This is a genomic window from Bacillus sp. GW823-FHT06B01 (assembly GCF_058952315.1).
The window spans coordinates 31525-53150 of the sequence record NZ_JBXAHR010000002.1 but is presented as its reverse complement, the minus strand read 5'-3'; the positions used below and the strand labels follow the sequence as shown (position 1 = coordinate 53150).

The following is a 21626-nucleotide window of genomic DNA, read 5'->3' as shown; positions in this document are numbered from 1 at the left end:
TACTATAACATTGGGATATCATGCCATCCATTCATTCTCCTTACAGGAACATTACAATTTTGTAAGGTTAAAAATGTCCCCTACAAAGTTGTGCATGAAATGTCGGATGGAGCTATTTTGTTCCTGCTATTCTATTTAACAAGGAGGTCATGATATGGATTCACTTAAAAACATGAATGCGGCAATGCAATATATTGAAAACAACCTAACAGATGAAATTGATTTTAAAGAAGTCGCAAAAATAGCTTTCTGCTCCGAATATCATTTCAAAAGAATGTTTTCTTTCCTAGCTGGCGTATCACTATCAGAATATATTCGCTGTAGACGTCTTACTCTTGCTGCTTTTGAACTAAAAGATAGCGCTGCAAAAGTCATTGATGTTGCTATAAAATATGGGTACAACTCGCCAGATTCTTTTACACGTGCTTTTCAAAACTTGCACGGCATAACACCTTCAGAGGCCCGAAATAGTAGTCATTCTTTGAAAGCTTATTCACCAATGACCTTCCAGTTATCGATTCAAGGAGGAAATGAAATGAACTATCGAATTGAAGAAAAAGAGCCATTTCAAATCATTGGTATTACAAAACGCGTACCGATTGTATTTAACGGTGTAAATGAAGAAATTGCTTCTATGTGGAAAAGCTTAGATCCGGGGACCATTCAAACATTAAAGTCCCTTTCAAACATGGAACCTACTGGAATTATTAGTGCTTCTACTAACTTTTCTGAAGGAAGAATGGAGGAAAATGGAGAACTCGACCACTACATTGGAGTAGCCTCAATGAAAGATTGTCCAGAGCAATTCGCACAACTTGAAGTCGCAGCTTCAACGTGGGCCGTATTTGAAGCTGTCGGTCCATTTCCTGAAACATTACAAAATGTATGGGGACGCATTTATTCCGAATGGTTTCCTTCCTCAAACTATGAACTAGCAGAAGGACCAGAAATATTGTGGAATGAACAGAAAGATACATCCTCTCCAAACTTTAAAAGTGAAATTTGGATACCGGTTTTGAAGAAATAAAAAATAAAGCTGCTCCTCCTTAAAAGGAAAAGCAGCTTTTATTTATATTTTTAGTTCTTTTTTATAAGCGACGTAGGAATATCCCATTGTTAATCCTACTGCACCAACAATAATGCCAATGATTAGGAAAGTTTTCCACGCTACCGGAGCAAAAATACTTAAAATCATAATAACTCCTAATACAACAAACACCTTCCCACTAAAACGGTGCGTTTTTCTCCACACTTCCTCATTACTTAATGTCCACGGTGTTTTTATACCTACAAAGTAGTTTGGTTTACATTGTGGTAAATAGTTGCCGATGACTATAAATAAAAGACCAACAAGAATATGCGGTGTACTATTCATTGGAATGTCATAACCTAATCCAGCCCCAATTCCAATGATATTTACTAAAAATAATAAGATTAATACGCTATAATTTATTACATTATATCCTTTAGAAAACTTATCATAGTTTTTATGCTTCGGATCTATCTTAGGCAATACGGTTAATAAAGAATATATAAAAATCATAATTGCTACATCAAAAATCATCCCTCCCATTTTAGACATATGTCCATCTACCTCCCCAGCAACATTCCAATGGCTCGGAACTTCACCTGGTAAATGCGGCCACGCGACACACCATGCAATAATCGTTAAAGCAATTAATAGTAACGGAAATATATGCTTCCTCATTTCCCCTCTTCCCCCTTATTCGTAAATGTAAACACCCACGTTAATAAATCTTGAAAGACAGTTGTGTTTAAAGAGTACACAACAAATTGACCTTTCTTTTCATCTTGAATAAGTTCAGCATTTTTCAGTGCGTTTAAGTGGTGTGAAATACTTGGTTTTGTCATATTAAATTGTTCAGCAATCTCACCAGCGGTTAGATCGCCTTCTTTTAATAAATCTAAAATTTTTCGCCTTGTTGGATCTGCTAATGCTTTGAATGCTTGATTCAATGTCTTTCTTCCTTTCACTAATTAGACATTTAGATATTTATCTAAATGTTAAAATGTTTTCAGTTAATTGTCAATTATACATACGCCCTTTTTACTTTTCACGCTTTTGACCTATACTGTTTACTAGCTTATCTTTCAACATAATGAAAAGACTTGAAACACATGATACACTATAGCTACAATTGTTTTTTTAGGAGGAATATACATATGTATAAAATTTTAATCGTTGAAGACGATCCAAATATTTCATCATTACTACAATCTCACATTCAAAAATATGGCTATGAAGCTGTTGTTACTGAAAACTTTGATGATATTATGGAATCGTTTAATGCAGTGAAACCGCATCTTGTTTTACTTGATGTAAACTTACCGAAATTCGATGGTTTCTACTGGTGCCGTCAAATTCGTCATGAATCTACTTGTCCAATTATTTTCATTTCAGCGCGGGCTGGTGAGATGGAACAAATTATGGCAATTGAAAGCGGTGCGGATGATTACATTACAAAACCGTTCCACTACGACGTTGTAATGGCGAAAATTAAAGGTCAATTACGCCGTATTTACGGTGATTATGCGCCAAATATTTCTGAACGTATCGTTGAAGTAGAAGGTTTAAAACTATTCCCAGAACGCCCAGAAATTCATTTCGGTGCTGAGCAAGTTCTTTTAACGAAGAAAGAGGCAATTTTAGCAGAAATGTTATTATCTAAATTCCCTCGTACAGCGAGCCGTGAAGATTTATTAGCTGCCCTATGGGATGACGAAAGCTTCGTTGAGGAAAATACATTAAACGTAAACATTACGCGTCTTCGTAAAAAGTTCAATGAGCTTGGTATTGAAAATGCTATTGAAACAGTGCGCGGGCTTGGGTATCGTTTTAACGCAACTTGGAGTGAATAAGCATGAAGCTATTTTTACGTGATCATTTTGCATTTTTTCTACTATATGTATTAAACTTCGGTATCATTTTCGTTCTTTATGATGCAGTAGATGGATTCCAAAATAATAAGTTTTACTTCATCGTTTTAAGCTTATACTTATTCATTTGTTTCCTCGCTTATCGTTACGTTCGCAATCGTAGAATGTACCATAGATTAAGTGAACAACCAGAGAAAATGGAAGATGCGTTTATTGAAAGAGCGACTGCTCCGATGCCTCACGGTGTAAATGAACTCGTGCGCACGCAATATCGTCTATTCCAAAAAGAACTACAATCGTATGAAGTAAAACAACAAGAACATCAATTATTCATTAACCACTGGGTGCATCAAATGAAGACACCTGTTTCTGTTATGCAGCTTATGGTGCTCGAAATGGAAGATGAACATTTGATTCCGAAATTCAAAAAAGAATTAGAACGATTAAATCAAGGGCTCGATATGGCTTTATATATGGCAAGGTTAAATAACTTCCATGAAGATTTCCATGTTGAGACGATTTCATTAAAAGATGCGGTAACAAAAAATATTAACGGATTAAAAGAACTATTCATTCGAAACGGCGTCTTCCCTGTTTTAGAAGTTCATTCCGATTTAAAAGTTGCTTCTGATGCGAAATGGCTAAAGTTCATCATTTATCAGTTAATGACAAATGCAGTGCGTTACTCTGGTGAGCGCGGAAAGAAAGTATTCCTATCTGCTTACCGAAACGGAAAAGATATTATTTTAGAAGTTCGCGATGAAGGTGTTGGTATTCCGCAAGAAGATATTCGAAGAGTATTTGAACCGTTTTACACTGGGAAAAATGGTCGCGCATTCGGAGAATCTACTGGTATGGGACTTTATATTGTAAGTAAAATTTGTGATTATTTAGGTCACTCTGTCAAACTAGATTCTGAAGTTGGTAAAGGAACGACGATTAAAATCATCTTCCACAACGCTGCAAATAATCAAGCAGAAACTACGGAGAAGGTGGCCGAAGCATGATCGGAACATATGCTAGCAAAATGTATGAGAACTTACTCTCATACATTTTTTGCAATAAAACTACATATTTGCCTTCTAGCGAGAGGTACATATTATGACATTTTGGCAATTTGCATTTAAAAATGTAACGCGCAACTCGAGAGCTTATTTTGCTTACTTTGTAAGTAGTTCCTTTTCCATTGCTGTTTTCTTTTCGTTTGCTGTTTACTTATTCCATCCGAAATTACAAAACTTTAGCATGACCGCTGAAATTTCAGGATTAATGATATTTTCAGAAGTTGTAATTGTATTTTTCTCTTTCTTCTTTTTACTATATTCCATTGGTACGTTTTTAAAAGTTCGAAAAAAACAATTTGGAGTTTTGACCGTTTTAGGAATATCGAGAAAGCAATTACATCGTCTTGTTTTTATGGAAAATATGTTAATCGGTATTTTATCTATCTTTTTCGGTATGCAGTTTGGACTTGTATTTTCACAATTTTTCTTATTAGTGACAGCAAAAATTACGCATGTACCAGGCATATATTTATACTTGCCTATTAACGCGTTTATTTTAACGACTATCGTTTTCCTTAGTCTTTTTATCATTGTATCTACATTCACACCAATGCTTATCCGTACAAAACAAACGGTACAACTTTTAAAAACAAATGGCGGAAAACAAAAAGAAAAAAAACCATCCATACTTATTTCTTTATTTGGTGCGATTTGTTTATTAGGTGGTTATGCTTTAGCTGGAAATCCTAAATATTTCGTATCAGTAAGCCCGCAAATAGGTGTTATATATATGGTTTCGAGTATTTTCGTTATCCCAATGCTTGTTACAATCGGGACATATTTTTTCTTTTCACAAATTAGTTTTTTACTTATTTACATTTTAAAAACGAGAAGAAAGTTTTATATGAAACGTGTTAATATGCTTTGGATTTCTGATTTAGCAAACCGTATTCGAACGAATATTAATATGCTTTTTATTGTAGCGATGCTCTCTACAATTGCTTTCACGATGATTACGTTCCTATATGGATCTGGGAAGTTTATTAAACTAGAGGTTAATAGAACTTCTCCTTTCCCAATTTCTTATTTTTCTTATGATACAAATCCTTTTGTTACTGAGCATTTAAATTGGCTTGAACAACAGTTACAAAAAGAGCATTTTCCTTATGAGAAAATCAAAACTGATATATATGAAACACCACTAAGAGAAGATAAAGATGTAGCTATTTATAATGACGTATACGCAATTAAGCAAAGTGACTATAACAAACTTGCTGCTTCTTTACGAATGAAACAACTATTTATGGATGATAATGAAGCATACGTGTTAACGGGGACCTCTTATATCACTATATTTAATGAATTTGAGCAAAGCTACAAAAGAGATTACATTACACTCTCTAGTACAAATACGAAATTAAAAGTAAAAGGCTATGAGCATGTTAATGCAATTCCATCTGGCTTTTCATATCAAACGATAGTTTTACCTGATATTCTCGTAAATAACTTACCCAACACGGTAAAACATATATCAGCATACAATTACAAAATTCAAAACTGGGAACAGACATATAAAATTGCGGATGATTTTATAGAAAAGGTGCAAAAAGATCGAAATAATTCCCAGTATGAAGGACCTCTTATTCGATCCTTTGAATCAGCAGGAACGTTATATAAAATAACGTCTGGTAGTGCCGCATTCTTCCTAATCGGGACATTTTTAGGAGTTATTTTCTTCATTGGAGCTGGTAGCGTTCTTTACTTTAGAATGTATACAGATTTGACGAATGAACAAGAGAAGTATATAACAATCTCTAAGATCGGTGTGACAGATAAAGAGATGAAACGATCTGCAACCATTCAGCTTAGTATTTTATTTTTCGTTCCTTACATTATGGCATCCATTCATACAATGTTTGCAACGAAAATGCTACAAGATGTAATTGATCTATCTTTGTTCAAAGAAGTTGCAGCCGTTCTTATTATTTTTGGAGTCGTTGAAATTGTATTTTTCTTATTCATTCGTTCACTTTACATGCAAAAATTATCACAATATACGAATGGACAAATTATTTAAGACAAACGTGATAAAAAGAGTATCTTTCATACTCTTTTTATCTTCACTTTATTAGGAGGTTCAGGTGAATGACATTTTGGCAGTTTGCATTCAAAAACGTAACCCGGAACGCCAGAGCTTATTTCGCCTATTTTGTAAGTAGTGCATTTTCCATTGCAATTTTTTTCTCGTTTGCGGTTTATTTACTTCATCCTAAATTGCATATGACAGGCGTGAATGCTGCTCTGAACATATTAATGACAATTTCAGAAGTTGTTATTGTATTCTTTTCGTTTTTCTTTTTACTATATTCAATCGGTACTTTCTTAAAAGTACGAAAAAAACAATTTGGGATTTTAACAGTACTTGGTATATCTCAAAAACAATTAAAAAGACTTGTATTTCTAGAAAACATGCTAATTGGTGTTCTTTCCATATTTTTCGGCATTCAACTTGGACTTGTCTTTTCACAGTTCTTTCTACTAGTTACCGCCAAAATTACACATGTACCTGGTTTATATTTATATTGGCCAACGAGTGCTATTATTTTAACTATGATCATCTTTCTTGGACTCTTCATTCTCGTTTCATCTTTTACGCCGATGCTCATTCGGACGAGAAAGGCTGTACGTCTTTTAAAAGCAGGAACAAAGCAAAAAGAAAGAAAAGCATCCGTGCTCATCTCTCTATTTGGTGCGACATGTTTAATATCTGGATACGTACTAGCAGCAAATCCGCTATATTTCATATCGCTTGGCGACGTAATTGGAATTTTGTACGCCGTCACCAGTATATTTGTCATTCCTTCACTCGTTGCGGCTGGAACATATTTTTTCTTTTCACAAATTAGTTTTTTACTCATTCGTATATTAAAAACGAGAAGAAAATTTTATATGAAACGTATTAATATGCTTTGGATTTCTGATTTAGCAGCTCGCATTCGGACAAATATTAACATGCTCTTTATTGTAGCGATGCTATCAACACTCGCTTTCACTATGATTACGTTCTTATACGGTTTTGGGAAATTCACAAAGTTTGATGCAGTAAGGGAAAATCCTTTTCCTTTTACATATTTATCACATACTGAAAATACGTTAGCGGATGAACATTTGAATTGGTTAGAACAAAAGTTTAACGAAGAACAATTTACTTATAAACAATTTAAAACGGATATATATGAAGTATCTTCGGCGGAAGAGAACCCAAAGCTCTATTATACAATTAAACAAAGTGATTACAATATACTTGCTAAGGCGTTAAACTGGGAACATCTCAACGTAAAAAATAATGAATCTTATATCCTTATGAAAGACATAGATGATCAATTCATTGGCACAATTTATGATACAGACAGGAAAGATATTCTTACACTTACTCAAAACAGCCTACAGCTACAAGTAAAAGAATATAAAAATTATAATCCTTTCCCAAACAGCTTAGTCTCAACATTACTCGTATTATCTGATGAAAATGTAGAGGCATTATCATCGGTTTCAAAACAGATGAGTGTATATAACTTTAAAGTTAACGATTGGGAAAAAGCACATAACATCGGTTCGGAATTTATAACAAAAATTGATAATGATAATGAAGCGATTAAGGCTGAGCACCCACCATTCCATGCAAGTGAAGCAAGTGATTCTCTATACACAACTAAACTCAATGTCGCTTCCTTCTTCTTAATTGGTACTTTCTTAGGTGTTATTTTCTTTATCGGTGCTGGCAGTGTTCTTTACTTCCGGATGTATACAGATTTAACAAGTGAGCAAGAAAAGTATGTGACGATTACAAAAATCGGTTTAACAGAAGCCGAGATGAAACGATCTGCTACAATTCAACTTGCGATTCTGTTCTTTGTTCCATACATTATGGCATCGATCCATACGATGTTTGCGACAAAGATGCTACAAGAAGTTTTACATCTCTCGTTCTTCGCTGAGATTACAGTCGTACTGATGATTTTTGGGACGGTTGAAATTTTATTTTTCCTTTTAATTCGTTCCTTTTATATGCAAAAATTATCACAACACATTAAGTTTTAAAGGATAGAAAGGTGATTACTATGGAAGAAGTTTTACACATAAAAAACGTCTCAAAAGTGTATGAAGGAAAAGTCCCTCATACTGCTTTGAAAAATATAAATTTACATGTAGATAAGGGGGAATTTGTTGCTATCATGGGGCCATCTGGTAGTGGTAAATCTACATTTTTAAACGTTATCTCTACAATTGATTCCCCTACTTCTGGTGATATCGTGATTAACGGAAAAAAACCGCACACATTTCGTAGAGAGAAGTTAGCTATTTTCCGCCGCCAAGAGTTAGGATTTGTTTTCCAAAACTTTAACTTACTAGATACACTAACAATCGGTGAAAATATCGTACTACCTTTAACATTAGATAATATTCCATTAAAGGAAATGGATGAAAAGCTTGATAACATTTCCAAGAAACTTGGAATTGATCATATTTTGGATAAACGTATTTTTGAAGTTTCTGGGGGACAAGCACAGCGTACCGCAGTAGCTCGTGCTGTTATTCATCACCCTTCACTTCTACTTGCTGATGAACCAACGGGAAACTTAGATTCAAAAGCAGCAATCGATGTAATGGAGTTATTTACGAAATTAAATAAAGAAGAAGATGCAACAATTTTAATGGTTACGCACGATCCGTTCGCAGCAAGTTATTGTAACCGCGTCATTTTCATTAAAGATGGAGAGCTTTACAATGAACTTCACCGCGGACTATATCGCGAGAAGTTTTATCAAGAAATATTAGATGTTTTAGCTTTATTAGGAGGAAGACGTGGATGACATTTTGGCAATTTGCATTTAAAAATGTCTCGCGTAATTCGAAAGCATATTTCGCTTATTTTGTAAGCAGCGCATTTTCTATCATGGTTTTCTTTTCATTTACTGTATATGCGTTCCATCCACGTTTACAAAGTGTACAAGGTTTTCAAGAACGAGATCCTCTTATGAATTCGGCTAGTACTGCACAGTTTATTATTGTTTTGTTCTCGTTCTTCTTTCTCTTATATTCAGTTGGATCATTTTTAAATGTACGAAAGCAACAATTCGGGATACTCACTATTCTTGGTATCTCACAAAGACAATTAAAAAGACTGTTATTTACTGAAAACATGATGATCGGGATACTGTCTATCTTTATCGGTATTCAAGGTGGCCTTGTATTTTCTAACTTCTTCTTATTAGTCACTTCGAAATTAACAGGTGCGAAAGGCCTCTATTTATATTGGCCAACCGAAGCGATTATCGTTACAACCGTAACGTTTATCATTTTATTTTTAATCGTTTCTACATTTACACCGATGTTTATTCGTACTCGTAAAACAGCGAAGCTCATTAAAGGTAACAAAAAAATGAAAGCTGAAAAAAGACCATCTATACTCATTTCTTTATTCGCTTTAATCTGTTTAGGGCTATGCTATTATATCGCCGGTTATCCACAAGGATATGTAACAGATAAAAATGCCCAAAATGGATCTGTCTTCTTTATTATATTATCTATTTTGCCACTCGTAGTAGTCGGGACATATTTATTCTTTTCACAAACATTTCTTCTTTTCATCTATATTTTAAAGAAACGAAGAAAGTTTTATTTGAAACAAATAAATATGTTATGGATTTCAGATTTAGTTTCTCGTACCCGTAGTAATATTAATGTACTCTTTATCGTTTCTATGCTATCTGCACTTGCATTTACAATTATTATTGGTTTATTCGCTGCTAATAACAATACAACAGCATCGGTACTAGAACGATATCCCGTCCCCTTCACTTATACATCAGAAGGTGACAATTCCCTTGAACAAAAGCATATTACTACAATTGAAACTGAGCTTACAAATAATAATTTTCAGTACAGAAAATATAAGTTTACAGTAGTAAAAGATACAGCTTCAAAAGAAGACATTATGCTTATGAAGATGAGTGATTATAACGCAATTGCTAAACAATTGAAAAGACCGGAAATAACACTTGATTCTACACAAGTGTATATTATTTCTCGCCACTCACCAGAACTTCTCAATCTCGTATCTAATCCATTTGCAAAGCATAATACGATTACACTTGGATCTAATAAAAAAGAATTTCATATTAAAGGGTTTATTAATAAGGGAATAGAACCATCCTTTGCATTCCCACATTTAGCTGTCGTACAAGATTATGTATTTGATAATATGATTCCTCATATTGAAACAACCGTAATCTATAACTACTTCGTAGAAAACTGGGAAAATGCAATCGTTCCAACAAAAAATATGTTACGTGTTATTAGTGGTGATGCACGTAAGTTCTACGAAAAGCATACAGAAGAGAACGCTCAAGTTCCTTTCTTCATATATACAGCTACGGATGAACTCATTTACGGTAAAGGAAATGCAGTTGCTCAATTCTTTATTTGGGCATTTCTTGGCTTTATCTTCTTTATCGGTGCGGCTAGTGTTTTATATTTCCGTATGTATAACGACTTAACAACTGAAAGACAAAAGTATATTACGATTACAAAACTTGGCTTAACAGAATCAGAAATGTTTCGTTCTGCAACGATTCAATTAGGAATATTATTTTTCGTTCCTTATATTGTTGCTGGTATTCATACAATATTCGCCATTAAGTTTTTACAAAGCATGTTTTCTTTCTCATTACTGAAAGAGACATTAATCGTACTCACTTTATTCGGGATTATTGAGATCATTTTCTTCTTCTTAATCCGTTCTCTGTACATTAATAAATTATCACAGCATATAAAAATATGAATAAAATAGCCTTGTGCATAATGCACAAGGCTATTTTCAATAGTTTTTAATTAGCAGCAATATCCACCATAGCCGCCGCCATAACCGCCGTAACCACCATAACCACAACCGCCTCCGCCTCCGCCGAAGCAGCTAGCACCGATGATAATTAATAAAATAAACAATACGATTAGAAGCGCAAAACCGCCTCCGCAACCATGGTTTCTGCGGTTACAATCATCATGTCTGTGTTCACACTTTTCGCTCATTACTCTATTCCTCCTTTAGTATCATTCATAACAAGTTCACCTTGCTCTAAATGAGGGGATTCCATTTATAGTATGTTTTCAGGGCGAATAGGAAGCTTGGCTTACCTAAAAACGGGCTTGTTTTTAGAAATGGGCTTCATCAAAAAAAAGATACCAGTTAAGGTATCTTCTAAATAAACATATTTAATAAAAGCGCAAAGCCAAATGCAATAAATGATAACAATGTCTCCAACACCGTCCACGTTTTAAACGTTTCCTTCACCGTTAACCCTAAATACTCTTTTACAAGCCAAAATCCTGCATCATTTACGTGAGAAAACATTAATGATCCTGCACCTGTTGCTATAACGAGCAATTCTAAATTTACACCTGACATGTGCTGAATAACTGGTGAAACAATCCCTGCTGCTGTCGTTAATGCTACTGTCGCTGAACCTGTTGCAATTCGAATTAATCCAGCTACCATGAAAGCTAATACAATTGGTGATAACGATATATGTTCTGCCATTTGCGCAATCGCTGTTCCAACGCCGCTTTCAATTAATATTTGTTTAAATCCACCGCCTGCACCGATAATTAAAATAATAGAACCGACCGGTAATAAACTATCGTCTGTTAATTTTTTAATCATCTTTTTATTAATGCCTTGTCTCATGCCAAGTAAATAAAACGCTGCAAAACATGAAATGAGTAAAGCGATTACTGGGCTTCCTACAAAGACGAAAAATTCAGTTATCTTTTTCGGTAATGAAATATATGGTGCGACTACTGATAAAATCATCAATACAACTGGTAATAAAATAATAAAGAATGAAACTTTACGACTCGGTAAATCAGTTGAGACAGTCGTAACTCGAATAAGCTCTGGTTCATTTTCAGGTATAACCCTTTTATGTACCCACTTTGCAAATATCGGTCCTGCGATAATGGCTGTTGGTAACGCGATAATTAATGAATATAAAAGTACCTTTCCTAAGTTCGCGTTATAAATACCGATTGCTGTCATCGCCCCTGGATGTGGTGGCACGAGCCCGTGAACAATAGATAATCCAGCAATAACAGGTAACGCAATTAATAATATATTTTGCTTCGTCGTTTTTCGAATGGAAATAACAAGTGGTAATAAAATGACGATCCCCACTTCAAAAAATACCGGAATCCCTATAACAAATCCTGCAAATAACATAGCCCAAGGTAGTTTCTTTACACCGAAAAATCGAATAAAGAAGTCTGCCACTTGCATGCCGGCCCCTGAATCGGACATCATTTTTCCTAAAATTGTTCCGAGAGCTAAAATACCAACTAAATGCCCTAGTACACTACCAACACCAGTTTCATAGGCAGTTACTATTTTCGTCAAATTCAATCCAGACATGATAGCTAAAAATAAACTCGCAACTGTTAAACTAATAAATGCATGCCATTTCCACCATGATACCCCTAAAATAACAATCGCGATTGCAAATAATGTGACGATTAATAAGTATATATCCATCTCCCATTCCCCTTACTTTATAAAGTGAAACTTTAATCAGTGGGGGTTTTGTTCATCCCCCACTGATTATTAGTTGAACCAATCGGACGTTTATGGACAGTCGATCTCCCACCTAACTTCTTTGCTCCAACTGAATTTTGAGGTGGGAGTTTTACTGTCCGTTAACGCGGGATAAAAAAAGAGGGAAAATCCCTCTTTTTTATACGTCATAATTTACTACATAATGCTGCATTTCTGTATTGTAGTAGCCCTCGCTATATTCAATTACTTCTCCAACTTCATCGTAAGAATAGCGCATACGTTTTAATAGCGCTGTCCCCTCTTTTTCACCTAACGCTTCTGCAACAAAACTAGGCGCAAGCCCAACAGCGAATTCATCTCTGAAGTTTTCTAAATGTATACCTCGGTCTTCAACTAAATCGTAAAGCGATTGTAGATCAAAGTCCGATAAATCTGTACTTGCCATTTTAGCTGAGAAATAGTGCGTATAATGAATGTACGGTGCATCATTTAACGTATATAAACGTTCGATACGAAAACTCTCTTTACCGAATAATCGAAATGGCACTGTTCCTTCTTCATTCTGAACGATTTCTGCTTTTAGCAATTTCTTCTGTACTTTATATCCTTCTTCCACTAACACTTCAGTAAATTTCTTACCCTTTGACAACTTTGTCGCAGAAGTATTGCGGATAACTTTCGTTCCTTTACCGCTTTTCTTTTCTAAATATCCTTCTTGAGCAAGTTCTTTAATCGCATTACGCACTGTAATTTTGCTCACTTTGAACTCTTCTTCTAATTGCGGTTCGGAAGGAATATTCGTATGAATCGCATATACACCATGCAATATTCGATCACGAATAATATTTTTTATTTGTAAATATAATGGTCCTTTTTTCCTCGTTACGTTCACCGTTACACCCACTACCTTTCTACATCACCTACTGATGCCGTCATTGCCCGAAGTATATCCTTCTCTGATGACATTGGCGTATCACCGACGATTGTATGTGCAAGCATTCCAGCTGCTGACGCAAATGAAACAGCTTTCTCTGGTGCAAACTCTTCTATCTCGCCATGAATAATCCCGCTCGTATAAGCATCTCCAGCACCTATTCTATCATATACAGAAAACGTAAGTGTTTTTGCAAAAGTGAACGTTCCATCTTTACATATAAACCCGCGAAGCGAGTGTGTATTATCGCTATTAATAGAGCGATGTGTGCCAGCAATTGTAGCGATATGATATGTTTCAGCCACTTTTGGAATAAGATCAATAAGTTGTGCTTCTCGCTCCGTCTCTTCTGTTTTCATTCCAAGAACGAACATTGCATCTTTTTCGTTCATCATAACGATATCAGCAAGAGCTAGCATTTCTTCATAATGCGGTTTCGCCTGCTCATATCCGTCTTCTCCCCAAAGAGATGGACGATAGTTGCAATCAAAAACGACAGTACCTCCGTTTTCTTTCACTGCTTTCGCTAAAGATTTCATATGATGGCGCACCGTATCATTCATCGCAAGTGTAATGCCGCAAAAATGAACGATATCAATTTCCTTTGCGATTTCTTCAAATTGGTACATGTCTTCACATGCCGTATTGAAGCTACTTTCTAATCGATTTGAATATGTAACGCGGCTTGCACGTGCACCAAATCCATTTTCTAAAAAGTACATGCCGACATATTTACCAGCTCTTGAAATAAACGGCGCCCGAATGCCTAACTTTTGAATATGAGATATCGCAGCATCCCCAACCGAGTTCTCTGGTAAAGTTGAAATAAGAAAGCCTTCATGCCCGAGATGAGAAAGTGCTGCTGCAACGTTCACACCTGTACCAGAAAATGAGTATTTTAACGTATTTGCTTGCGACAACAATTCGTATCCTGGTACTTGCAGGCGCATCATTACTTCGCCGAATGCTGCAATTTTCTTACGCATATTGATCAACTAATTTCTTCACGACTGCTAATAATTCGCGAACATCTTCTACTTTCGTATTACCAGTTTCTTTATCAATAATAGAAGAGTACACGTGCGGGATAACTTGCTCTACGTTTGCTTCAAGCGCAATGCGTACAATTGTTTCGAAGTTTTCTTTATCAATTCCGCCTGTTGGTTCTAATGCAAATCCTTCTTCCGCACATGCTTTCGCAACTGCGCGATATTCTTCTTCGTGAGCTAGCCCTTTCATTGGGAAGTATTTCAATGAATTTCCGCCCATATCACGTACAAGTGCGATCGCTGTTTTAATTGGAACGATTGCCTTTTCTTCTCCAGCTGCACTAATTGGACCAGTAGAAATATTTACGTACCCTACTTTTCCTGTTGGAGATACTAAACTATTAATCCAGCTATCTTTTCCGCCAAGATTTGCACGTGTCGCTCCAACTGAAGGGAACACTTGGTTAATATGGCTACCAGGGTAATGTTTCGCAATTTCAGCCACAACTGCCGCTTGGCGATTATCTCCAGCTCCTAGTCCGATTGATACTGCGTCATCAATTTCTTTTCCGTATGCTTTCATCGCTGTAACGGCTTCTTCTACTGTTGGGTAGTCTTTTGATAACACTCCGACTACTACATAACCTTCTGCTGCCTCAAAAATGTCTTTCGCATTTTCGATATTGTTCGCTAATACATTTAATGCTACGTGGCCTTTATAAAAACGTTTTTGAATGTTTGTCATTTTAGTTTCCCCCTACAATTTCTCTCATTTTTTCTTCAATTACATGTATGTCATCACCTTGAAGTGGACGTGGATCGATATCAAAGAATCCTTGTCTTACTCCGTAATCACGTGTATAAATTGCGATTTCCCCTTCGCGTAATGCTGCTACAACGTCTTTTGCTGATTTATTTAACTCGTTCTCGTTAATATGAATACGTGCTCTAAAGATTGCTCTTCCTGCTTCATCTTGAACGATTGTTACATTTACACCATTTAATTCTTTTAGCGGCATAAGTACTTGTAATAATTCTTTTTCTTGCTCACTCTTATCTTCTTTTACTCCGTACTCATCAAGTGCTTGAAGTAAGCCGAAAGTTGTTTCTTTACCAACTTTCATACTTCTTCCGATGCAATGTAATTGCACTTTCAGCCACTCGATATATTTTCGTTTCCCGCCGATAATACCAGAAGTCGGTCCTTCAATTGCCTTTGAACCGCTATAAATGGCAAGGTCTGAATACTTCACATACTTTTGAATATCTTCTTCAGCTGCCGCATCGACGATAAGTGGGATGTTATTTCGCTGCGCAACTTCCCATGCTTCTTCAACAGAAATCATATTTTTTTGCACGGCGTGATGTGACTTCACATACAGAATTGCTGCTGTATTTTCACCAATCGCATCTTCAATATGCTCTGCTTTCCCTTCATTTGCATAGCCAACTTCTACAAGTTTACCCCCGCCTAAGTAAATCATCGTTTCAACAGGAGCACCGTATTGAACGTTATGACCTTTTAACATAATCACTTCGTTTTTCGCGATGACCTCTTGATGAAGTCTTTCACTTTTACGGCGATTTCCTTCTGTAACGATACCAGCGATAGAAAGCGCAATTCCGCTCGATGCTGAATTTACAACAACCGCTGCCTCTGAATCTAGAATTCTCGCAATATGGTCTCCCGCTTTATCTACTAAATCAGCAATTTCTACATAATTTTGTCCACCATGTTTCATCGCACCCATAACTGTATCTGTAGGAGCGGATACACCTAAAATACTCATTCTACCGCTCGCATTAATCACTCTTTTTAATCCGTACTTAGCATTCAATGAATGACCCATTGATTACAACCCCTTTCGTATCAATTCTTCTTTCAGCAATGCGCTGATCCCCTTCTGAATCAATTAACGTAATCGGTTCATCTTTCACCGTAAATAAAGTTAAGTTTGCAATATCGCCTTCTTGAATACGGCCAAGCTCTGGTTTTTTCAGCCACTCTGCCGCATTTTTCGTCACCGCATTTATTACTGCTTCTAGCGGATACCCTAAGTAAAGGAATTTCGAAAGAACGTGAGCCATACTATACACTGGACCGTGCACGCGATTCTTCCGGTAAATGTCTGTACTAATTGTATGAAAGGCAATATCGTGACGCTTCGCCGCTTCTGCTACTTTAAAAGAAAAACTAGCATTACCGTGACCAACATCTAAATGAACACCGCGCTTCACTGCATCTATTAATACAGGTAGCGGTTTGCCTTCTTCATCAAATAAATTATTTTCTTTCCCGTTTAAGTAATGTGTAATCACATCATCTTTTTCTAAAAGAGGTACAACTTCCTCAATGCGAGGAGGCGCTGAACCGATATGTACCATAATCGGTAATGATGTTTCACGAGATAACGAGCGTGCAACATGAAGCGGTTCAATTCCGCTATCACAAACGACACTTTTACTCATTCTCGCCTTTAACCCAACGATTACATCTTTATACTTTTCTACTGCTTCTATTACTTTCTTTTTATCTATCCATTCCATATTGGATAATTCATCAATTCGTTTCAAACCGATGCGAGAAATATTTAAAAAGGCAAATAAATTCGTTTTCGCCTGTTCTCTACTTTGTACTAAATCTGCAATGCGATCAGCTCCGCAGCTACCCGCATCAACAATTGTCGTTACCCCTTGCTTAACGCCAATTTCATCCACCTCATCGCCATACGGATCAAACTCTGGAAAAGCATGAACGTGTAAATCAATCCAGCCACTCGATACGTAAGTACCTGAGTAATCAAGAACCTTTCCACCCTCGCCAGCACCAGCTTTCGTCACCTGTGCGATTTTATTATTTTCAATTACAATGTCAATCTCTTCCCCGTTCACACGTTTCACATTACGTAGTACGAATCGTTCTGTCATTGTATTTCCACCCTTTTCTATAAGAAGCCATAAGAATACGCTTACATTAAAGTTTCATTTTATATATATCTTTCACACGTTTAGCGTAACACAAAAAAATGGAGAAGTAAATATAACGTTATAATGTTTGATTTTATATTAAAATGAGAGTTTCCATTACATATTCGGACAATCTATAAGCAGGAGGGATATTCATGGGATTTCGAATTTTATTATTTATAATTTTAATCACTTTGTCTATATCAACAACGGTTAGCGCAGCCCCTCCATCACTCACGGCTGCATTTATCCGGGACCATCAGCTATGGATAAAGACAGGAAATCAAGAAATACAAATCACAAAAAATCGATATGTGTATTCTCCAAAATGGTCTTATGACGGTAGGTTTATTGGCTATATTGATAGTGATGAAGCGGGTAAAGAATCTAACTTATTCATTTATGATACGGAAGAGAAAATAAACTATCAGCCTTATGTAAGAGTCGTAACATCTGATTTTAAGTGGTCACCAAACAAAAGTCAATTGGCTTACACTGATCAAGGTTTATTAAACGTTACAAAAATTAAAAACGGTCGCCCACAAGATTTTGAAAATGTATCACTTGGGGTTAGTGATTTCGAATGGTTCCCGAACGGAAAGGAATTTATCGTCTCCTCACAATCCTGCTTGCGTCCGACTGGATGGGGCAAGGTTCCGCTTTATAAAATTCCAGTCGATGCAAATCTTGCTAAAGATAAAATAAAACTTTTTTATACGATTCAAACAAATGAAACTGATTTATTTGCGATTAACGCTAACTATTTCAAGTGGAGTTCTGATGGAAAGTGGATTAGTTTTTTGGCCGGTCCTACTGCCTCCTTGGCAATGGATAGCAATACATTATGTGTTATCTCATCAAAAGGGAAACACTTTCGAAAGATCGGTAACATGCTATGGTTCAAAGACTGGATGAAGTGGGCTCCATCAGCCAATCAACTGGCTTATATTTCAGGAGAAGGAAGGTTTTTTGTAGAAAATAAAAAACTCACAATTGCAGACATGGTAACAGCAAAACAACAAAAGGAATATACACCTGTAGGTTATGTAGACCTTGATTTAGAATGGCTTTCACCAAACAAAGTAGTTGTAGCTCGCGCAAAAGAAAACAAGGTATGGAAAGACGGTCCTGTTCCGACAATGTTTACAACACTTTATATGATCAATATAAAAACAGAAGAACAGCGACAAATCTCGTTCCCAAAACAGAATGAACGTGATGAAGACCCTCAAGTTATTGGCCCTTATCTTACTTGGCTTCGCAAGAAAACAAATGCATATAAAGGCGATGTCTGGGTGAAGGATAGCTTACATAGTCAGGAGTATATATGGCTAAAGAATGTTGATGAGGCTCCGACTTTTTTTACTCTGACTAAACTTCATTGAAAATATGTTAATTACAATCCTAGTCATATAAAAATTTGTACCTGTTCCTCTATTTTGATTCTCCCACATGGGAGAATCAAAATGATCTATTCCTGAACCGTCACAATAACCCCGTCCACATTGTTCCCCGAAATTTCATACTGCTTATTTACCGGAACATTCACTTTCATGTCCCCGGAAACTTTATAATAAGAAACCGTATATTTCTTACCTTCTACATTCGTTGAAATTTCTTTTTTCTCTTTTAAGAAGTCTAAGTATTCCTCTAATGTAATTTTCTCTTTTTGCATAATGGCACTATGAGGTAAGCCGACATAACGTATATGCCACGGCTCATATTGAATGCCTGTAATATGACTTTTATTTTTCGGATAACGTAAAACAAAGCCGTGCTTCCATACGTTCTCTTCAATCCACTTTCCTTCAGGCGCTTTTTCCATTTTCTTTTGCGTTGATCCAACGTCCAGTGATAATCCTAAATTATGTTCACTATACCCTGCCGGGAGTGCATAGTCAGAGCCCATTTTTTCATATAACTTTTCTTGCTCTTTAAAATCTCGATATCCGCTATTCATTAAGAAATGCTGTACGCCATCTTTCCCAGCTGCATCGACAACGTTCAAAAACTTGCTCACAACATCCTTTGATAAACGAAGATTTCTATCAAATATCACATAACCTCTTACTAATTCACTATTGTGATTTACATTTATAATATCAGACCTAATACTGTCTTTTTTAACTGGGTAATCTTTATTAACTAATAACAGATCCCCTTTATAAATGTCTTCTTTTGTAACCTCTATATTTTCCGTATTCGCAGCTCTTACCGTATTATCTTTTTCTGCAACTTTAACATCGATCTCTTTTTGAAATAATGGTGATATATAAAAGCCTACGCAGATTGTGCATGCTATAAAAAGAGAAATAAATACCCACTTTTTCATCTCTAGTTCCTCCTTAACGTAACTTACGTATAGAATAGAAAAAACTATTAAAATAAAAAGTGGGATAAAGTTTAAATTTTTATTAAACTGCTTCGATCTCTTCTTTTGGCAATCTCACTTCAAATATCGTTCTAATCACATTACTTTCAGCAGAAATCGTCCCGTCATGCTGCTCAACAATATTTTTCGCAATAAATAGCCCAAGGCCTGTACCACCTTGTTGCTCTGATCTTGCCTTATCACCTGTATAAAACATATCAAAAAGATACGGTAAATCTCCTTCTGGAATGCTATCTCCGTAATTAATAATTTGTACGACTACCTCTTCACCTTCAATATACCCGTTCACATCAACAAACTTTCCATCATACCCGTAGCGAATCGCATTCGTTAAAAGATTTTCAAATACCCTCGCTAATAATTTCCCGTCACCGTTAATAGGTAACTGCGGCGTGATATTCAATCTCGCTTCTAATTCCTTCTTTTCTAATAACGGATATAATTCTTCATCTAACTGAATAAGCAATTCACCTACATCAATTGGTCTTTTGTCCAGCTTCAGCATCCCATAATTCATTCTTGTGATTTCAAATAATTCATCAATTAAACTTTCCAGCCTTTCGGACTTCGTAAAAGCAATTGTGGAAAAGTGTTTAATTTGTTCCTTCGTCAAATTCTCATCTTTAAGAATTAAATCTAAATATCCTAAAACAGATGTTAACGGCGTTCTTAAATCGTGAGCTAAGTTAACAATGAGTTGGTCTTTACTACTTTCTGCAAAGTCTCCTCGTTCTACTGCTTCCTTTAATTTTTCACTCGCTACATTTATTTCACGTGCGATATATCCAAACTCATCATTTGAGGACACGCGCACTTCATTTGTAAAATCTCCGTTCGCCAAATGATGAATCCCGCTCGAAATCTCATCAAAATATTTTACATACGGTCTAGTAAGGAAGAAGAAAAACATAATGGATAGAGGGATGAAAATAATTAAAAAGAAATTAACATCCCCAATTTGTCTTACCATGGAACGAAATTGAGCTAATGGATCCTCAAAACGAACGACTAATTTATAATAAATCCGTAATCCTTCATAAATGATATAGGTTACGCCACCAGCAAATATCATACTTAACGCAAATAGCATAACCATCTTCGAGCGAAAACTTTTCATCTTTTTAGCCATTGAAAGTATAACCTACTCCCCACACTGTTCTTATTAACTTATTCTTTCTTTTATCTTCCCCAAGTTTTTTCCGCAACGTACGGATATGTACCATAACTGTATTTCCGCCTTCAAAATAATCATCGGCCCATACTTGCTGAAAAATATTTTCCACATTGTACACTTTCTTCGGATGGCTCGCTAATAAATACAAAATATCAAACTCTTTCGGTGTTAATTCAACTTGCTCTCCGTACACATTTACAGTTCTTCGCTCAGGATCAATAACGACTCCACCTACCTCTAAAGCAGATTTATTCTCTGCTACTTTCGGCTGATTTAACGTCAGAAATCGGCGTAATTGTGCATTTACACGCGCAACTAATTCAATCGGTGTAAAAGGTTTCGTCATATAATCATCTGCGCCTAATACAAGACCTGTCACCTTATCAAAATCAGACGTTTTCGCACTTAAGAAAATGATTGGCATATGATGCTTCGCGCGAATTTGGCGTGTCACTTCATAACCATCCATTTTCGGCATCATAATATCTAGAACCACTAAGTCGATTGGCTGCGTTTCAATAACCTGAATTGCCTCTTCTCCATCAGCTGCTTTCACGACGTGGTAACCTTCTTTTTCTAAATGTATCTCAATTAAATCAGCAATTTCTGCCTCATCATCCGCTATTAAAATTGAAATGCGCTTCATTTTACTCCCCCTTT

General features: G+C 35.9%; 20 protein-coding genes. 8 read left to right on the top strand and 12 right to left on the bottom strand.

The window, feature by feature from the left end; genetic code table 11:
- Positions 1–154 precede the first annotated feature (154 nt).
- Positions 155–1027: an AraC family transcriptional regulator gene (locus AC1Q8N_RS07145; protein ID WP_000377706.1), complete on the top strand. Its 873-nt coding sequence runs from the start codon at positions 155–157 to the stop codon at positions 1025–1027.
- 42 nt (positions 1028–1069) lie between these two features.
- Here AC1Q8N_RS07145 and AC1Q8N_RS07140 read toward each other — a convergent pair whose 3' ends face one another.
- Together AC1Q8N_RS07140 and AC1Q8N_RS07135 are read right to left on the bottom strand one after the other, a co-directional pair.
- Positions 1070–1708, bottom strand: a complete 639-nt coding sequence (locus tag AC1Q8N_RS07140) for an SdpI family protein (RefSeq protein WP_098076059.1) — start codon at positions 1706–1708, stop codon at positions 1070–1072.
- Entirely contained in the window at positions 1705–1977 is a 273-nt protein-coding gene (locus AC1Q8N_RS07135; protein WP_001070536.1) for an autorepressor SdpR family transcription factor, read from the bottom strand. Before AC1Q8N_RS07135 ends, AC1Q8N_RS07140 begins: the two co-directional genes overlap by 4 nt.
- Before the next feature lie 207 nt (positions 1978–2184).
- Between AC1Q8N_RS07135 and AC1Q8N_RS07130 the strand changes: the two genes are divergently transcribed.
- The 6 genes from AC1Q8N_RS07130 to AC1Q8N_RS07105 all read left to right on the top strand — a co-directional run bounded on the left by AC1Q8N_RS07130 (position 2185) and on the right by AC1Q8N_RS07105 (position 10746).
- A complete protein-coding gene (locus AC1Q8N_RS07130; RefSeq protein WP_098076061.1) occupies positions 2185–2880 on the top strand; it encodes a response regulator transcription factor in 696 nt (231 codons plus the stop codon).
- 2 nt (positions 2881–2882) lie between these two features.
- Positions 2883–3905 (top strand): sensor histidine kinase, encoded by a 1023-nt coding sequence (locus tag AC1Q8N_RS07125; protein WP_048541114.1) that lies wholly within the window; start codon positions 2883–2885, stop codon positions 3903–3905.
- Positions 3906–3999: 94 nt separating this feature from the next.
- On the top strand, positions 4000–5979 hold the full coding sequence (locus AC1Q8N_RS07120; RefSeq protein WP_098076063.1) for an FtsX-like permease family protein: 1980 nt from the start codon (positions 4000–4002) through the stop codon (positions 5977–5979).
- A gap of 68 nt (positions 5980–6047) precedes the next feature.
- Positions 6048–8003, top strand: coding sequence for an FtsX-like permease family protein (locus AC1Q8N_RS07115; protein ID WP_098076065.1), 1956 nt, complete (start codon positions 6048–6050; stop codon positions 8001–8003).
- A gap of 20 nt (positions 8004–8023) precedes the next feature.
- Positions 8024–8776 (top strand): ABC transporter ATP-binding protein, encoded by a 753-nt coding sequence (locus AC1Q8N_RS07110; RefSeq protein ID WP_098076067.1) that lies wholly within the window; start codon positions 8024–8026, stop codon positions 8774–8776.
- Positions 8773–10746 carry an FtsX-like permease family protein gene (locus AC1Q8N_RS07105; RefSeq protein WP_000144903.1) on the top strand — a complete coding sequence of 658 codons (1974 nt, stop codon included), beginning with the start codon at positions 8773–8775 and terminating at the stop codon, positions 10744–10746. The genes AC1Q8N_RS07110 and AC1Q8N_RS07105 overlap by 4 nt, the downstream gene beginning before the upstream one ends.
- 50 nt (positions 10747–10796) lie before the next feature.
- Here the strand turns inward: AC1Q8N_RS07105 and AC1Q8N_RS07100 are convergent, their stop codons facing one another.
- The 7 genes from AC1Q8N_RS07100 to AC1Q8N_RS07070 form a co-directional block, all read right to left on the bottom strand.
- Entirely contained in the window at positions 10797–10994 is a 198-nt protein-coding gene (locus tag AC1Q8N_RS07100; RefSeq protein WP_001290407.1) for a YjcZ family sporulation protein, read from the bottom strand.
- Between the two features lie 169 nt (positions 10995–11163).
- Positions 11164–12489, bottom strand: coding sequence for a gluconate permease GntP (gntP, locus tag AC1Q8N_RS07095; protein ID WP_098076069.1), 1326 nt, complete (start codon positions 12487–12489; stop codon positions 11164–11166).
- A 199-nt stretch (positions 12490–12688) separates the two neighbouring features.
- Positions 12689–13414 (bottom strand): GntR family transcriptional regulator, encoded by a 726-nt coding sequence (locus AC1Q8N_RS07090; protein WP_000539282.1) that lies wholly within the window; start codon positions 13412–13414, stop codon positions 12689–12691.
- The gene (locus tag AC1Q8N_RS07085; RefSeq protein WP_098076100.1) at positions 13414–14430 is read right to left on the bottom strand and encodes a sugar kinase; all 1017 of its coding nucleotides are present in this window, start codon (positions 14428–14430) and stop codon (positions 13414–13416) included. The genes AC1Q8N_RS07090 and AC1Q8N_RS07085 overlap by 1 nt, the downstream gene beginning before the upstream one ends.
- On the bottom strand, positions 14423–15178 hold the full coding sequence (gene dagF, locus AC1Q8N_RS07080) for a 2-dehydro-3-deoxy-phosphogluconate aldolase (RefSeq protein WP_098076071.1): 756 nt from the start codon (positions 15176–15178) through the stop codon (positions 14423–14425). The genes AC1Q8N_RS07085 and dagF overlap by 8 nt, the downstream gene beginning before the upstream one ends.
- Before the next feature lies 1 nt (position 15179).
- Positions 15180–16283 (bottom strand): DgaE family pyridoxal phosphate-dependent ammonia lyase, encoded by a 1104-nt coding sequence (locus AC1Q8N_RS07075; RefSeq protein WP_098642331.1) that lies wholly within the window; start codon positions 16281–16283, stop codon positions 15180–15182.
- On the bottom strand, positions 16261–17361 hold the full coding sequence (locus tag AC1Q8N_RS07070; RefSeq protein WP_493521142.1) for an amidohydrolase/deacetylase family metallohydrolase: 1101 nt from the start codon (positions 17359–17361) through the stop codon (positions 16261–16263). The genes AC1Q8N_RS07075 and AC1Q8N_RS07070 overlap by 23 nt, the downstream gene beginning before the upstream one ends.
- 194 nt (positions 17362–17555) lie before the next feature.
- On the opposite strand from AC1Q8N_RS07070, the gene AC1Q8N_RS07065 reads away from it, so the two are divergent.
- Positions 17556–18785, top strand: a complete 1230-nt coding sequence (locus tag AC1Q8N_RS07065) for a translocation protein TolB (protein ID WP_098076075.1) — start codon at positions 17556–17558, stop codon at positions 18783–18785.
- Positions 18786–18871: 86 nt separating this feature from the next.
- Here the strand turns inward: AC1Q8N_RS07065 and AC1Q8N_RS07060 are convergent, their stop codons facing one another.
- The 3 genes from AC1Q8N_RS07060 to AC1Q8N_RS07050 form a co-directional block, all read right to left on the bottom strand.
- Complete coding sequence (locus AC1Q8N_RS07060) at positions 18872–19732, bottom strand: M15 family metallopeptidase (protein ID WP_098847781.1); 861 nt, start codon at positions 19730–19732, stop codon at positions 18872–18874.
- A gap of 82 nt (positions 19733–19814) precedes the next feature.
- A complete protein-coding gene (locus AC1Q8N_RS07055) occupies positions 19815–20921 on the bottom strand; it encodes a HAMP domain-containing sensor histidine kinase (protein ID WP_098847780.1) in 1107 nt (368 codons plus the stop codon).
- Entirely contained in the window at positions 20914–21612 is a 699-nt protein-coding gene (locus AC1Q8N_RS07050) for a response regulator transcription factor (protein WP_098847778.1), read from the bottom strand. Before AC1Q8N_RS07050 ends, AC1Q8N_RS07055 begins: the two co-directional genes overlap by 8 nt.
- Positions 21613–21626 lie beyond the last annotated feature (14 nt).

What these genes read in the sequence shown, in the direction of transcription:
- AC1Q8N_RS07145 (WP_000377706.1), top strand. Translation starts at nt 155, where the DNA reads ATGGATTCACTTAAAAACATGAATGCGGCAATGCAATATATTGAAAAC.
- AC1Q8N_RS07140 (WP_098076059.1), bottom strand. Translation starts at nt 1,708, where the DNA reads ATGAGGAAGCATATATTTCCGTTACTATTAATTGCTTTAACGATTATT.
- AC1Q8N_RS07130 (WP_098076061.1), top strand. Translation starts at nt 2,185, where the DNA reads ATGTATAAAATTTTAATCGTTGAAGACGATCCAAATATTTCATCATTA.
- AC1Q8N_RS07125 (WP_048541114.1), top strand. Translation starts at nt 2,883, where the DNA reads ATGAAGCTATTTTTACGTGATCATTTTGCATTTTTTCTACTATATGTA.
- AC1Q8N_RS07120 (WP_098076063.1), top strand. Translation starts at nt 4,000, where the DNA reads ATGACATTTTGGCAATTTGCATTTAAAAATGTAACGCGCAACTCGAGA.
- AC1Q8N_RS07115 (WP_098076065.1), top strand. Translation starts at nt 6,048, where the DNA reads ATGACATTTTGGCAGTTTGCATTCAAAAACGTAACCCGGAACGCCAGA.
- AC1Q8N_RS07110 (WP_098076067.1), top strand. Translation starts at nt 8,024, where the DNA reads ATGGAAGAAGTTTTACACATAAAAAACGTCTCAAAAGTGTATGAAGGA.
- AC1Q8N_RS07105 (WP_000144903.1), top strand. Translation starts at nt 8,773, where the DNA reads ATGACATTTTGGCAATTTGCATTTAAAAATGTCTCGCGTAATTCGAAA.
- AC1Q8N_RS07100 (WP_001290407.1), bottom strand. Translation starts at nt 10,994, where the DNA reads ATGAGCGAAAAGTGTGAACACAGACATGATGATTGTAACCGCAGAAAC.
- gntP (WP_098076069.1), bottom strand. Translation starts at nt 12,489, where the DNA reads ATGGATATATACTTATTAATCGTCACATTATTTGCAATCGCGATTGTT.
- AC1Q8N_RS07085 (WP_098076100.1), bottom strand. Translation starts at nt 14,430, where the DNA reads ATGCGTAAGAAAATTGCAGCATTCGGCGAAGTAATGATGCGCCTGCAA.
- dagF (WP_098076071.1), bottom strand. Translation starts at nt 15,178, where the DNA reads ATGACAAACATTCAAAAACGTTTTTATAAAGGCCACGTAGCATTAAAT.
- AC1Q8N_RS07075 (WP_098642331.1), bottom strand. Translation starts at nt 16,283, where the DNA reads ATGGGTCATTCATTGAATGCTAAGTACGGATTAAAAAGAGTGATTAAT.
- AC1Q8N_RS07070 (WP_493521142.1), bottom strand. Translation starts at nt 17,361, where the DNA reads ATGACAGAACGATTCGTACTACGTAATGTGAAACGTGTGAACGGGGAA.
- AC1Q8N_RS07065 (WP_098076075.1), top strand. Translation starts at nt 17,556, where the DNA reads ATGGGATTTCGAATTTTATTATTTATAATTTTAATCACTTTGTCTATA.
- AC1Q8N_RS07060 (WP_098847781.1), bottom strand. Translation starts at nt 19,732, where the DNA reads ATGAAAAAGTGGGTATTTATTTCTCTTTTTATAGCATGCACAATCTGC.
- AC1Q8N_RS07055 (WP_098847780.1), bottom strand. Translation starts at nt 20,921, where the DNA reads ATGGCTAAAAAGATGAAAAGTTTTCGCTCGAAGATGGTTATGCTATTT.
- AC1Q8N_RS07050 (WP_098847778.1), bottom strand. Translation starts at nt 21,612, where the DNA reads ATGAAGCGCATTTCAATTTTAATAGCGGATGATGAGGCAGAAATTGCT.